The following is an 11,899-nucleotide window of genomic DNA, read 5'->3' as shown; positions in this document are numbered from 1 at the left end:
GTCGATTCTGGCACTCGCGGTGGACGAGTGCAAGCGACCGGCACGCGCTCCGACACGAAGGAGCCGCCGCCCGCACGAGGCGGACGACGGCTCCCGGGAGGCTCGGCGGTCAGGCCGGGCGGACCGATTCGGCCTGCGGGCCCTTCGACCCCGTGCCGACCTCGAACGCGACCTGCTGCCCCTCCTCGAGGACCTTGTACCCCGACATGTCGATCGCGGAGTAGTGGACGAAGACGTCCTGTCCGCCGCCGTCGACCGTGATGAAGCCGTAGCCCTTCTCAGCGTTGAACCACTTGACGGTTCCGTTCGCCATCTCTGTACTCCCCAGTGCTGTGATGCCCGCGGCACGAGCGATGTGCTGGTGCCTGGTCAGGAATACTAATCCGACGATCGGGCCCGGCAGGGGCTGGAGAGGGCGTCGCGGGGAAGAGTTGCCCGGGATTCAACACGGAGGAAACGTGCCCGTAACAGAGGGTCCCGATCAGCCCTGCTCGGAGGCGTAGTCGGACCCCAGGACCACGACGACGGAGCCCGTCTCGACGAAGTCCTGCGAGAGCAGGACGGTCCCCGTTCCGAGCGAGTCGACGAGACCGAGGGCCGCTCCCTCGAGCGCCGGGTCGCTGAAGTAGACCGTCGTGGCGGCGATGTCCTCGGTGTTCGCGTTCGCGACGGTCGGGACGCTCCAGCCGGCCGTCGTCAGGGCGTCGCCGGCGCTGGCGGCGAGTCCGACGGTGGCGGTGCCGTTGAGGACGGCGACGGCGAGCTCGGGATCGAGCGTCGCGGCCGCGGTCGGAGTCGCCTCGGCGGTCGCGGTGGGCGGGGTGAAGACGTCCGTGAACTGCACCCGGTCGTCGATGACCAGCAGCCCGATGAAGCCGAGCAGGACGATGACTCCGGTGGCGAGCGCCGCCCACGCGAGGGCGACGGCGCGGGCGTGGGGAGCCGGCGGCCGGCGGTGGGCGCCGACGCGCGCCTCCGTCGCCGGGACCTCGTCGAAGCGGTCTCTCGGGTGCGTGTTCGACATCGGGGGTACGGCCGGCCTTCCGTTGGTGGACTCGAGCAGCTCGTCTACTCGAGGCGCCCGAGGCGTCGCGAGGCGCGGGCGCCGGCGCGCTGATCACGGATGCGCTGCAGCCGCGTGACGAGCATCGGGTCGTGCGCGAGGGCGGCCGGAGAGGCGAGCACCGCGCTGAGCACCTGATAGTAGCGGGCGGCCGACAGTCCGAACTGGGAGCGGATCGCGTCGTCCTTGTCGCCGGAGCGGGCGGTCCACTCGCGCTCGAAGGCGAGCACCCGCAGCTCTCGCTCGGACAGACCGGTGCCCGGCCTCGGGTCCGTCGTCCTGCTCATCCCCCCAGGGTAGGCAGGCCCGCGGCCGCCGCCGGGGAGGCGCTCCGAACGGCTCGCGACCGCGTCGCGGCGCCGCGGCGGCGAGTCTCCTCCACAGCCCGCGGAGGCGGAATGGAGCCGTCGTCCCGGGGGTTGGACCAGGTGGAGGGGCGCGACCGCCCCCGTACACTGACGAGGATTCCGAGGGAGACCCATGTCGTCGTATTCCGTGAACAAGTCCGACGCCGAGTGGCGCGAGGAGCTCGACCGCGACCAGTACGCGGTCCTGCGCGAAGCGGCCACCGAGCGCCCGTGGACCGGCGAGCTGCTCGACGAGCACCGCGCCGGCCTCTACACCTGCGCCGCCTGCAGTGCCGAGCTCTTCAAGAGCGGCACCAAGTTCGACTCCGGCTGCGGCTGGCCGAGCTTCTACGAGTCCGTGAACCCGGACGCCGTCCAGCTGATCGAGGACAGCACTCTCGGCATGGTCCGCACCGAGGTCCGCTGCGCGAACTGCGGATCGCACCTGGGGCACGTCTTCCCCGACGGCTTCGGCACGCCCACCGGCGACCGCTACTGCATGAACTCGATCGCCCTGAACTTCCAGGCCGAGGGCGAGTGACCGTGCCCTCCTCCCCCGTGCTCGAGGCCGTCCTCGCGCGCCGTTCGCGCTCTAAGGTGACGCCGGAGGCTCCGGGGCACGACGAGATCGCGGCGTTCGTCTCGGCGGCGTCGCGTCTCGCCGATCACAGCTCGCTGCGCCCGTGGCGGGTCATCGAGATCCGCGGCGCCGCCCGCGACCGGGTCGGCCGCAGCTTCGCGGTCGCCTCGGGAGCGAAGAAGGACCCCCGGAAGTACATCGAGAAGACGCACCGCGCCTCCCTGCTGCTGGCCGTCGTGGTCAGCGTCAAGAAGTCGAAGGTGCCGGCCTGGGAGCAGGAGGCCGTCGCCTCGGGCGTCGCCCACGTCCTGAGCCTGCTGCTCGACGAGGCGGGCTGGGGCGTCTTCTGGCGCACCGGCTCCTACACGCGCGACAAGGCCGTGCGGAAGGCGCACCGCCTCGAGAAGGGCGAGGAGCTGCTCGGCTGGCTCTACGTCGGCCGTCCCGACGGGAAGATCGGCGGCCCCAAGCGCCCCGCTCCCGCCGAACGGCACCTCAGCATCCTCGAGCCGTGAGCCCCGGCGGGCCCCGATCCGAGCGGATCCGGGGCCCGCGATAGGGTGGCCGGGGGCATGAGCGCACCTGCCGACGTGGCGCAATTGGTAGCGCACCCGACTTGTAATCGGGCGGTTACGGGTTCAAGTCCCGTCGTCGGCTCAGGAAAGGCAGAAGGCCCCGACCGCTGCGTGCGGTCGGGGCCTTCTGCCTGAGCGCGGGTTCTCCGCGTCCGGAGCTCAGCCCGCGGCGGCCGGGGTCGGCTCGGAGGAGGCGGGAGCCTCGGTGGAGACCGGGGCGTCGCCGGGAGCCGGGGTCTCGGTCGAGGCAGGGGTCTCGGTCGTGGCGGGCGTCTCGGTCGGCGCCGGGGTCTCGGAGGAGGAGGGCGCGGGAGTCGCCGACGAGTACGAGTCGGCGGCGGCCGAGAGCACGAACGAGCTGAACGCGTCCGGATCGGTCAGCGAGCCCGAGTACGCCTCGCCGTTGACCAGGACGGTCGGGGTGCCGGTGACGGCGGGCACGTCCGTGCCGGGGAGCGGACCCGAGGTGGCGCGCTCGGTCGCGGCGCGGACCCAGCTCACGAAGCTCTGGTCGTCGATGCAGGTGTTCACGGCCGCCGTGTCCTCGACGCCGGCCTGCGAGGCGTAGTCCTTCAGCTGGTCGTCCGACAGGCCGTCGGTCCCCTCCGCCGGCTGGTCGGCGAAGAGCAGGGAGTTGAAGTCGAAGAAGGAGTCGGGCGAGCGGTCCGCGACGCACGCGGCGGCGTTGGCCGAGCGCTCCGAGTACTTGGTGCCGTTGGAGCGGGTCGTGAGGATGGCGATCGGGTGGATCTCGACCGTCGCGGCACCGCTGGTCACCCACTCCTTGATCTGGTCGCCGTTGGTCTTCTCGAACTGGCCGCAGTAGGGGCAGAGGTAGTCGAGGTAGACCCGGATGTCGACCGTGCCGCCCGAGGTGTCGAGCGCACTGGGAGTGGGCGTCCCGTCGGCGGCGACGGCGCCGCTCGCCTGCGCGACCATGTTCTCGCCGACGACCACGCCGTCGCTCGCCATGTTCGCCGGGCCGGGGCCCGCGGGGCGGATGCTGGAGGTGACGGCGAAGACCACGATGACGACGACCGCGATCACGACGGCGGCCAGCCCGCCCTGCAGGGCGAAGCGGCTCACACGGTCGCGGCGCTTCTGCTGCTCGCGCAGGCGGCGCGCCTTCTCTCGGGCGGCCTCTCGTCGCTGGTTCTTCGAGAGACGGTCGTTGGCTCCGCCGGTGGTCATGACAAGAACGCTCCGAATGAGAGAGGGGGAAGAAGGGGGTCGCCTGGCGCGACTCGCCGGAATCCTACGCGCGAGCCCTGGGAAACCTCCAAACGACGGATACGGGGCGCCCGACCGACGATTGTCGGCCCCGTGGCATACTGTGACGGTTGGTCGGAGTCGCCCACGCGATGATGACCATCACTTCCATTCACTCGGATCGTCCGGCACGTACCTGCCGGTGAAGGAGCAAGAACAATGGCGTCCGTAACTTTCGACCACGCGTCCCGCGTCTACCCCGGGGCCACTCGCGCCTCCGTCGACAAGCTCAACCTCGAGGTGGGCGACGGCGAGTTCCTCGTCCTCGTCGGCCCCTCCGGCTGCGGCAAGTCCACCTCCCTGCGCATGCTCGCCGGCCTCGAAGAGGTCAACGAGGGCCGCATCCTCATCGGCGACCGCAACGTCACGGACGTTCCGCCGAAGGACCGCGACATCGCGATGGTCTTCCAGAACTACGCGCTGTACCCGCACATGTCCGTCGCCGAGAACATGGGCTTCGCGCTCAAGATCGCCGGCGTGAACAAGGACGAGCGCGCCGCGCGGGTCCTCGAGGCCGCGAAGATGCTCGACCTCGAGCCCTACCTCAACCGCAAGCCGAAGGCGCTCTCCGGTGGTCAGCGCCAGCGTGTCGCGATGGGCCGCGCCATCGTCCGCAAGCCCCAGGTCTTCCTCATGGACGAGCCGCTGTCGAACCTCGACGCCAAGCTCCGCGTGTCCACCCGCACCCAGATCGGCACGCTGCAGCGCCGCCTGGGCATCACCACGGTCTACGTCACCCACGACCAGACCGAGGCGCTCACCATGGGCGACCGCATCGCGGTCCTCAAGGACGGCCTCCTCCAGCAGGTCGGATCGCCCCGCGACCTGTACGAGAACCCGAACAACGTCTTCGTGGCCGGCTTCATCGGCTCGCCCGCGATGAACCTGTTCCACGCGGACGTCACCGACGGCGGCGTCAAGTTCGGCGACACCGTCCTCCCGATCGCCCGCGAGGCGCTCGCGAAGACGAGCCAGAAGGTCGTCACGCTCGGCGTGCGCCCCGAGGACGTCACCGTCTCGACCCAGCCCGGCGGACTGCCGATCGAGGTCGACCTCATCGAGGAGCTCGGCTCGGACGGCTACCTCTACGGCCACACCGAGGTCGAGGGCCGCCGGACCGACATCGTCGCGCGCGTCGACGGCCGCGTGCACCCCACCGCGGGCGACCGCGTGTACGTGACCGCGAACCACCGCGTGCACATCTTCGACGCGGAGTCGGGCGAGCGCCTCTCCTGAGCCTCCTCCTGCACCGCACGCTGCCGCCGTCCCCTCCAGGGCGGCGGCAGCGTCGTCTGCGGCTCCCCCACCGTCCGACACGCGACACGAACGGCGCACCATGTCCGGCTCCCTGAACATCACCTCGGCCACCGTCGACCCGGCCCTGCTCGACCTGCCGTGGAACCTGCGGCTCGACGACTGGCCCGACGAGTACATCGCCGCTCTGCCGAAGGGCATCTCGCGGCACACGGTCCGCTTCGCGCACCTCTCCGGACACGTCGTCGCCGTCAAGGAGACGACGGCCGAGATGTCGCGGCGCGAGTACGAGATGCTGAAGACGCTGCAGCGCCTCGACGTGCCGTGCGTGGTGCCGGGCGCCGTGATCACGAACCGCACCGACGACGAGGGTGAGGCCCTGCCCGCGGTGCTGGTCACCCGTCACCTCAAGTTCTCGCTCCCCTACCGGGCGCTGTTCTCGCAGACGCTGCGGCCGGACACGGCGACCCGCCTGGTCGACGCGCTGGCGCTCCTCCTGGTCCGCCTGCACGTGATCGGCTTCTTCTGGGGCGACGTGTCGCTCTCGAACACCCTCTTCCGGCGCGATGCCGGCGCCTTCGCCGCCTACCTGGTCGATGCGGAGACCGGGCAGCTCTACTCGGGCGGCCTCTCGAACGGCCAGCGCGAGAACGATCTGGAGATCGCCCGCGTCAACATCGCCGGTGAGCTGCTCGACCTCGAGGCGGGCGGACGCGTCGACGACGACCTCGACCCGATCACCGTCTCCGACGGCATCGTCGCGGCGTACCGCAGCCTCTGGAAGGAGCTGACCGGTGCGGAGTCGTTCGCGACCTCGGAGCGCTGGCGGATCAACGACCGCGTGAACCGGCTGAACGAGCTGGGCTTCGACATCGAGGAGCTCGCGATCAAGACCGACGAGGCCGGTTCGACGGTGCGGATCCAGCCGAAGGTGGTCGACGCCGGCCACCACCAGCGGCGGCTGCTCCGTCTCACCGGGCTGGACGCGCAGGAGAACCAGGCGCGGCGCCTGCTGAACGACCTCGACTCGTACACGGCGACCTACGACAAACAGGGCCTGGACGAGGAGATGGTGGCGCACGAGTGGCTGGCGCAGGTGTTCGAGCCGGTCATCCGCTCGATCCCCCGTGATCTCAAGGGTCGCCTGGAGCCGGCCGAGATGTTCCATCAGCTGCTCGAGCACCGCTGGTTCATGTCGCAGCAGCAGGCGCGCGACGTCCCCCTGGCGGAGGCGGTCACCGCCTACGTGAACGACATCCTGCGTCACCGCCGCGACGAGGCGACGGTCATCGCTCCTCCCACCGAGGCGCTGACCCTCCCGAACCTCGTCCTCGACGAGTCCGGCGACGCCGAGCTCACCGACGAGGACGCCGACGTCGACTGGACGAAGAACGTCTGACCCCTCCCACTTCAAGAGGCCCCGCGCTGTCCGCACGGGCCCTCTTCGCATTCCCGCCCGCCGAAGGCGGCGCCCGTTCCCGCTCGCCGAAGGCGGCGCCCGTCTCCGCTCGCCGCAGGTGGCGCCCATTCCCGCTCGCCGAAGGCGGCGCCCATTCCCGCTCGCCGCAGGCGGCGCCCGTCTCCGCTCGCCGCAGGCGGCGCCTCACCCCCTCCAGCCCCGTAGCGCGGGCGCCGGCGCGGTGAGCTGCAAGGCGGAGGAGGAAGCGATACCGGCGGTATCGCGCCCGACGACAACGCCGCAGATCGCCGTGCCGGCGCCCGCGCGCGCGCTACTCGGAGCGGAGTCTGGAGATCTCGTAGAGCGCCACCGACGCCGCGATCCCGGCGTTCAAGGATTCCGTGGCGGAGCTGATCGGGATGGAGACGACGGCGTCGCACTGCTCGGTGACGAGCCGGGAGAGGCCCTTGCCCTCGCTGCCGACGACGACGAGGAGCGGCCGGTCGGCGAGTTCGAGGCCGGGCAGCATCACGTCGCCGTCGCCGTCGAGTCCGATGACGAAGACGCCCGCGCGCTTGAAGTCCTTGATCATGGCGGTGAGGTTGGACGCCATCGCGACGGGGATGCGTGCGGCGGCTCCGGCGGAGGTCTTCCAGGCGGCGGAGTTGAGGCCGACGGAGCGGCGCTGCGGGACGATGACGCCCTGTCCGCCGAACGCGGCGACGGAGCGGATGATCGCTCCGAGGTTGCGCGGGTCGGTGATGCCGTCGAGCGCGACGAGGAGGGGGACGGCTCCGCGGGAGACGCTGCGCTCGAGCAGGTCGCTCGGGTGGGCGTACTCGTAGGGCGGCACCTTGAGCACGAGGCCCTGGTGCACCGAGTCGGGGCCGGCGAGGCGGTCGAGCTCCGGGCGCATGACCTCGAGCACGGGCAGGCCGCGGGCGGTGGCGATCTTCAGCGCCTCCTTGACCCGGTCGTCCATCTCGATGCGGGTCGCCAGGTAGAGGGTTGTCGCCGGGATGCTGGCGCGCAGCGCCTCGAGGACCGAGTTGCGGCCCGTCACCATCTCGAAGTCGTCGCCGCTCTTGGGCTTGCGCGACGGAGCGGGGCGCCCCTGTCCGCGGGCGGCCGCGGTGAGGGCTCCGCCGGGGCGGCCCTTGCCGCCGGCGGCGACGAAGCGCTCGCGCGCGAGCTTCGCCTTGCCTGCGGGGTGGTACGGCCGGTCCTCGGCCTTGGGCGTGGGCTTCTTGCCCTCGAGGGCCTGACGGCCCTGACCGCCGGAACCGACGGCCTTGCCCTTGCTCTTCTTTCGGACCGCTCCGGGGCGGCCGGGCTTATTCGCCATCGAGACTCCAATGCGCACCCGTCTGGGTGTCTTCGATCGTGATTCCCGCCGCGGCGAGATCGGTTCGGATGCGGTCGGCGCTCGCCCAGTCGCGCTGCTCGCGCGCGGTCTGGCGTTCGGCGACCAGGCGGTCGACCAGCACGCTGAGCGCGCGGTACGAGGGTTCGTCGTCGGAGCGCGCCCACTCGGGCGCCTCCGGGTCGATGCCGAGCACGGCCGCCATCGCGAGCACCTGGGTGCGCAGGGCCGAGACGGAGCCGAGGTCCTCGGCGTCGAGGGCGGCGTTGCCGGCGCGCACGGTCTCGTGCAGGACGCCGATGGCCTGCGGGACGGACAGGTCGTCGTCCATCGCCTCGGCGAACTCCTCCGGGACCACGGGCTCGCCGAGCGCGGCGAACCGCGTGCCGTCGAGGCGGCGGCGGGAGCGCTCGAGGAAGCCCTCGATCCGCTCCAGCGCCGCTTCGGCCTCCTCGAGGGCTCCGTCGTGGAACTCGAGGGTGGAGCGGTAGTGGGCGGAGCCGAGGTAGTAGCGGACGACGAGCGGGCGGGCCGCGTCGAGCAGCTCGGAGGCGAACACCGAGTTGCCGAGCGACTTGCTCATCTTCTGGCCGGTGACGGACACCAGTCCGTTGTGCAGCCAGTAGCTGGCGAAGGCGTGGCCGGCGGCGCTGGACTGGGCGAGCTCGTTCTCGTGGTGGGGGAAGCGCAGGTCGAGTCCGCCGCCGTGGATGTCGAACTGGGTGCCGAGGTACTTCGTCGACATCGCGGAGCACTCGATGTGCCAGCCGGGGCGTCCGGCGCCCCACGGGGATGCCCAGGCGGCCGACTCGGGCTCCTCCGGCTTGGCGCCCTTCCAGAGCGCGAAGTCGTGCGGGTCGCGCTTGCCGCGCGGGTCGGCGTCGGTCGCCGCCTCCATGCTCTCGAGGCGCTGGTGGGTGAGCGAGCCGTAGTCCGGCCAGGACCGCGTGTCGAAGTAGACGTCGCCGGAGTCGTCGGGCGCCGGGTAGGCGTGACCGCGCTCGATCAGGGCCTGGATGAGCGTGATCATCTCGGCGATGCTCGCGGTCGCGCGCGGCTCGTAGGTCGGCGGGAGGATGCCGAGGGCCGTGTACGCGGCGGTGAACTCGAGCTCGACGCGGTAGGCGAGGGCCCACCACTGCTCGACCGGCGCGCCCTCGGGCGCCCGACGCCGCGCATCCTCGGCGATGGCGAGGATCTTGTCGTCGATGTCGGTGACGTTGCGCACCAGGGTGACCTGGAAGCCGCGGTACGCCAGCCAGCGGCGCAGCTGGTCGTAGGCGAGCGCGGACCGCAGGTGCCCGATGTGGGGCGAGGACTGCACGGTGGGTCCGCAGACGTACATCCCGACCTCGTTCTCGCGGAGGGGGACGAAATCGGCGAGGGCCTGGGCCTTCGAGTCATGCAGTCGCAGAGTCACGCGGGCGAGTTTACCGGGCGGACCGCTGCCGGCCGGGTCGGCGGCGGCGTCCGGGGACTACCGGGCGATCGCGGGGGCGGGGAGGACGAGCGCGGTCGCGGTCGCGGCGACCCCCTCGCCCCGGCCGGTGAAGCCGAGCGCGTCGGAGGTGGTGGCGGCGACGCTGACCGGTGCGCCGAGCAGATCCGAGAGCAGCCTCTGCGCCTCCTCGCGCCGCGGCGAGAACGTCGGGCGGTTGCCGATGAGCTGCACCGAGACGTTGCCGATGGCGAAGCCCGCGGCCTCGACCAGTTCGCGGGTGGCGCGGAGGAAGACCTCGCCGTGGGCGTCCGCGAAGCGCGGGTCGGCCGTGCCGAAGCGGGAGCCGATGTCGCCGAGACCCGCCGCCGCCAGGAGCGCGTCGCAGATCGCGTGGGCGACCGGGTCGCCGTCGCTGTGCCCGGACAGTCCCCGCTCCCCCGGCCAGTGCAGCCCGGCGAGCCAGAGCGGCGACGCGTCGTCGAACGCGTGCACGTCCGTGCCGATGCCGACGCGCGGCACGACGACGGCGGGCGGCGGTGCGAGCACCTGCTCCGCGCGGGCCAGGTCCCAGGGGGTGGTGATCTTGAAGGCGAGCGGGTCGCCCGCGACGACGACCGAGGGACCGCCGCGCGAGGCGAGGAGCGCCGCGTCGTCGGTGAAGTCCTCCTGTGCCGAGGCGTAGGCCTCGTCGAGGAGCGCGCGAGGGAAGCCCTGCGGCGTCTGGACCGCGGCGAGCTCGGAGCGGTCCACCGTGCCGAGGATCCCGCCGTCGGCGCGGATGCGCTTGATGGTGTCGGTGACCGGCAGGCCGGGGATCACTCCGCCGCCCGTGGCCCGGACCGCCGCGATCACCCGCTCGAACTGGTCGACGGGCGTGAGCGCGCGGGCGGCGTCGTGGACGAGCACCGTCTCGACGGCCGGGTCGAGCGCACGCAGTCCCCGAGCGACCGACTCCTGGCGGCTGGCGCCTCCGGCGACGACGCTGACGGAGCCGTCCGGGGCTCCGGCGGCGTGCGCGAGCGCGGCCGTCTCCTCGAGGAGGGCGGCGGGCGCCACGACGACGATCTGCACGGGCTCCGCGAGCAGCAGCACCGTGCGCAGGCTGCGCTCGAGGATCGTCCTCCCCGCGCAGTCGACGTAGGCCTTGGGGCGCTCGCGGCCGAGCCTCGTGCCGCTGCCTGCGGCGACGACGACGACGGCCGCGGTCGGCGCGCCGGCGGGATCGCTCAGGATGCGAGGACCTCGTCGAGGAGCACGGAGGCGGCGTCCTCGTCGGTCTTCTCGGCCAGGGCGAGCTCGGAGACGAGGATCTGGCGGGCCTTGGCGAGCATGCTCTTCTCCCCCGCTGAGAGGCCGCGCTCGCGGTCGCGGCGGGTCAGGTCGCGGACGACCTCGGAGACCTTGACGACATCGCCGGACCCCAGCTTCTCGAGGTTGGCCTTGTAGCGGCGCGACCAGTTGGTCGGCTCCTCGACGACCTCGGCGCGCAGGACCTCGAACACGCGGTCGACGCCCTCGCGGCCGATGACGTCGCGGACGCCGACCAGGTCGACGTTGTCGGCGGGCACCTCGATGACGAGGTCTCCCTGTGCGACGCGGAGCTTCAGGTACGTCTTCTCCTGGCCCTTGATCGTCCGGGTCTTCACCTCGGCGATCGTGGCGGCTCCGTGATGGGGGTAGACGACCGTCTCTCCGACCTCGAACTGCATGCGACGTCCTTTCAGCGGCGGACAGATTACCATGCGCGCCGAGCGGGACGGGAGTCCGGACGGGCGGAGCCGCGGTGCTCGCTACGCTAGCCTGGTGTCGGCTCGTGCACAGTGAAGTCGCCCTGTCCGGGGCGAGCGGGGCCGACGATCTGGAGGTTCCTGTGAAGGCGCGTATCGCTGCATCCGTCGTTCTCGCGGTCGGCGTCGCCCTCGCTACCGCCGGCTGCAACCTCGTCGCCCCGCAGGCGACGCGCAAGATCTACGACCCGAGCGACGGGGTCGGCGCGACGATCGGCGATCTCGCCATCCGCAACGCGATGATCGTCTCGGACGACGGCGAGGCCGGCACCCTGATCGTGACGCTCGTGAACTCCACCGACGAGGCGCTGAGCGTCGAGGTGCAGTACGAAGGCTCCGCGGGCCGCACCAGCGACACCGTCGACGCCGTCCCCGGCCGCACCGAGGTGCGCCCCGACAGCACCGAGGCCGTCCAGATGGACGACATCGGCACCATCCCGGGCGGCCTGCTCCCCGTCTACTTCCAGTACGGCTCCGAGCAGGGCAAGGAGCTCCTCGTCCCCGTCCTCACGAACGCCCTCGAGGCGTACTCGACGCTGACCCCCGCGCCCTCCGCGACGCCGACCGTCACCCCGACGGCCGACCCCGCTCGGACCGCGCTCCCCACTCCCACCGCCGAGCCCGGCGTCGACGCTCCCACCGCGGAGTAGCCCCCTCCGTCCTCGAGGGCCGTCCACCCCGGTGGGCGGCCCTTCGTCGTCCCCGCCGGTCTCGATCCGCCTGCTCCTCGCCCCCGCTGCAGCCGCCGTCGTCCGAATCCGCAGGTCTCGATCCGCCGGCTCCGCCGTCTCTTCGCCCCCCTGCCCCGAACGACTCCCCAC

General features: G+C 71.9%; 13 protein-coding genes and 1 tRNA gene. 6 read left to right on the top strand and 8 right to left on the bottom strand.

The features are described 5' to 3' along the window. Window positions 1-109: 109 nt before the first annotated feature. The 3 genes from C5D08_RS14890 to C5D08_RS14880 all read right to left on the bottom strand — a co-directional run bounded on the left by C5D08_RS14890 (window position 110) and on the right by C5D08_RS14880 (window position 1,350). On the bottom strand, window positions 110-313 hold the full coding sequence (locus C5D08_RS14890) for a cold-shock protein (protein ID WP_104224599.1): 204 nt from the start codon (window positions 311-313) through the stop codon (window positions 110-112). Window positions 314-481: 168 nt separating this feature from the next. Next, the gene (locus C5D08_RS14885; RefSeq protein WP_104277701.1) at window positions 482-1,024 is read right to left on the bottom strand and encodes a LytR C-terminal domain-containing protein; all 543 of its coding nucleotides are present in this window, start codon (window positions 1,022-1,024) and stop codon (window positions 482-484) included. Window positions 1,025-1,068: 44 nt separating this feature from the next. Further along, the gene (locus C5D08_RS14880; RefSeq protein WP_104224597.1) at window positions 1,069-1,350 is read right to left on the bottom strand and encodes a DUF3263 domain-containing protein; all 282 of its coding nucleotides are present in this window, start codon (window positions 1,348-1,350) and stop codon (window positions 1,069-1,071) included. A gap of 193 nt (window positions 1,351-1,543) precedes the next feature. On the opposite strand from C5D08_RS14880, the gene msrB reads away from it, so the two are divergent. The 3 genes from msrB (at window position 1,544) to C5D08_RS14865 (ending at window position 2,647) form a co-directional block, all read left to right on the top strand. Then, window positions 1,544-1,951: a peptide-methionine (R)-S-oxide reductase MsrB gene (msrB, locus tag C5D08_RS14875; protein ID WP_104277700.1), complete on the top strand. Its 408-nt coding sequence runs from the start codon at window positions 1,544-1,546 to the stop codon at window positions 1,949-1,951. After that, window positions 1,948-2,505 (top strand): nitroreductase family protein, encoded by a 558-nt coding sequence (locus C5D08_RS14870; protein WP_104277699.1) that lies wholly within the window; start codon window positions 1,948-1,950, stop codon window positions 2,503-2,505. The genes msrB and C5D08_RS14870 overlap by 4 nt, the downstream gene beginning before the upstream one ends. Before the next feature lie 69 nt (window positions 2,506-2,574). Continuing rightward, window positions 2,575-2,647 (top strand) — tRNA-Thr (locus tag C5D08_RS14865). A 77-nt stretch (window positions 2,648-2,724) separates the two neighbouring features. Here the strand turns inward: C5D08_RS14865 and C5D08_RS14860 are convergent. After that, a complete protein-coding gene (locus tag C5D08_RS14860) occupies window positions 2,725-3,756 on the bottom strand; it encodes a thioredoxin domain-containing protein (RefSeq protein ID WP_104277698.1) in 1,032 nt (343 codons plus the stop codon). 237 nt (window positions 3,757-3,993) lie between these two features. Here C5D08_RS14860 and C5D08_RS14855 point away from each other — a divergent pair, with 237 nt between their 5' ends. Beyond that, complete coding sequence (locus tag C5D08_RS14855) at window positions 3,994-5,070, top strand: ABC transporter ATP-binding protein (RefSeq protein ID WP_104224593.1); 1,077 nt, start codon at window positions 3,994-3,996, stop codon at window positions 5,068-5,070. A 100-nt stretch (window positions 5,071-5,170) separates the two neighbouring features. Beyond that, window positions 5,171-6,487: a DUF4032 domain-containing protein gene (locus C5D08_RS14850; protein ID WP_104226481.1), complete on the top strand. Its 1,317-nt coding sequence runs from the start codon at window positions 5,171-5,173 to the stop codon at window positions 6,485-6,487. 331 nt (window positions 6,488-6,818) lie between these two features. On the opposite strand, the gene rlmB is transcribed toward C5D08_RS14850, so the two are convergent. The 4 genes from rlmB to C5D08_RS14830 are packed head-to-tail and all read right to left on the bottom strand — an operon-like array spanning window position 6,819 to window position 11,000. Then, the gene (rlmB, locus tag C5D08_RS14845) at window positions 6,819-7,832 is read right to left on the bottom strand and encodes a 23S rRNA (guanosine(2251)-2'-O)-methyltransferase RlmB (protein ID WP_104277697.1); all 1,014 of its coding nucleotides are present in this window, start codon (window positions 7,830-7,832) and stop codon (window positions 6,819-6,821) included. After that, window positions 7,822-9,270: a cysteine--tRNA ligase gene (gene cysS, locus C5D08_RS14840; protein WP_104277696.1), complete on the bottom strand. Its 1,449-nt coding sequence runs from the start codon at window positions 9,268-9,270 to the stop codon at window positions 7,822-7,824. Before cysS ends, rlmB begins: the two co-directional genes overlap by 11 nt. Window positions 9,271-9,327: 57 nt before the next feature. Further along, the gene (gene ispD / locus C5D08_RS14835; RefSeq protein ID WP_181110233.1) at window positions 9,328-10,524 is read right to left on the bottom strand and encodes a 2-C-methyl-D-erythritol 4-phosphate cytidylyltransferase; all 1,197 of its coding nucleotides are present in this window, start codon (window positions 10,522-10,524) and stop codon (window positions 9,328-9,330) included. Next, the gene (locus C5D08_RS14830; protein ID WP_104277695.1) at window positions 10,518-11,000 is read right to left on the bottom strand and encodes a CarD family transcriptional regulator; all 483 of its coding nucleotides are present in this window, start codon (window positions 10,998-11,000) and stop codon (window positions 10,518-10,520) included. Before C5D08_RS14830 ends, ispD begins: the two co-directional genes overlap by 7 nt. A gap of 161 nt (window positions 11,001-11,161) precedes the next feature. Here C5D08_RS14830 and C5D08_RS14825 point away from each other — a divergent pair, with 161 nt between their 5' ends. Continuing rightward, window positions 11,162-11,728 carry a hypothetical protein gene (locus C5D08_RS14825; protein ID WP_104277694.1) on the top strand — a complete coding sequence of 189 codons (567 nt, stop codon included), beginning with the start codon at window positions 11,162-11,164 and terminating at the stop codon, window positions 11,726-11,728. The last annotated feature ends 171 nt before the right edge of the window (window positions 11,729-11,899 follow it).

This window comes from Rathayibacter sp. AY1B6 (assembly GCF_002932755.1).
Taxonomy (GTDB): Bacteria; Actinomycetota; Actinomycetes; order Actinomycetales; family Microbacteriaceae; genus Rathayibacter.
This window is presented reverse-complemented; position numbering and strand designations above follow the sequence as displayed.

What these genes read in the sequence shown, in the direction of transcription:
- C5D08_RS14890 (WP_104224599.1), bottom strand. Translation starts at nt 313, where the DNA reads ATGGCGAACGGAACCGTCAAGTGGTTCAACGCTGAGAAGGGCTACGGC.
- C5D08_RS14885 (WP_104277701.1), bottom strand. Translation starts at nt 1,024, where the DNA reads ATGTCGAACACGCACCCGAGAGACCGCTTCGACGAGGTCCCGGCGACG.
- C5D08_RS14880 (WP_104224597.1), bottom strand. Translation starts at nt 1,350, where the DNA reads ATGAGCAGGACGACGGACCCGAGGCCGGGCACCGGTCTGTCCGAGCGA.
- msrB (WP_104277700.1), top strand. Translation starts at nt 1,544, where the DNA reads ATGTCGTCGTATTCCGTGAACAAGTCCGACGCCGAGTGGCGCGAGGAG.
- C5D08_RS14860 (WP_104277698.1), bottom strand. Translation starts at nt 3,756, where the DNA reads ATGACCACCGGCGGAGCCAACGACCGTCTCTCGAAGAACCAGCGACGA.
- C5D08_RS14855 (WP_104224593.1), top strand. Translation starts at nt 3,994, where the DNA reads ATGGCGTCCGTAACTTTCGACCACGCGTCCCGCGTCTACCCCGGGGCC.
- C5D08_RS14850 (WP_104226481.1), top strand. Translation starts at nt 5,171, where the DNA reads ATGTCCGGCTCCCTGAACATCACCTCGGCCACCGTCGACCCGGCCCTG.
- rlmB (WP_104277697.1), bottom strand. Translation starts at nt 7,832, where the DNA reads ATGGCGAATAAGCCCGGCCGCCCCGGAGCGGTCCGAAAGAAGAGCAAG.
- C5D08_RS14830 (WP_104277695.1), bottom strand. Translation starts at nt 11,000, where the DNA reads ATGCAGTTCGAGGTCGGAGAGACGGTCGTCTACCCCCATCACGGAGCC.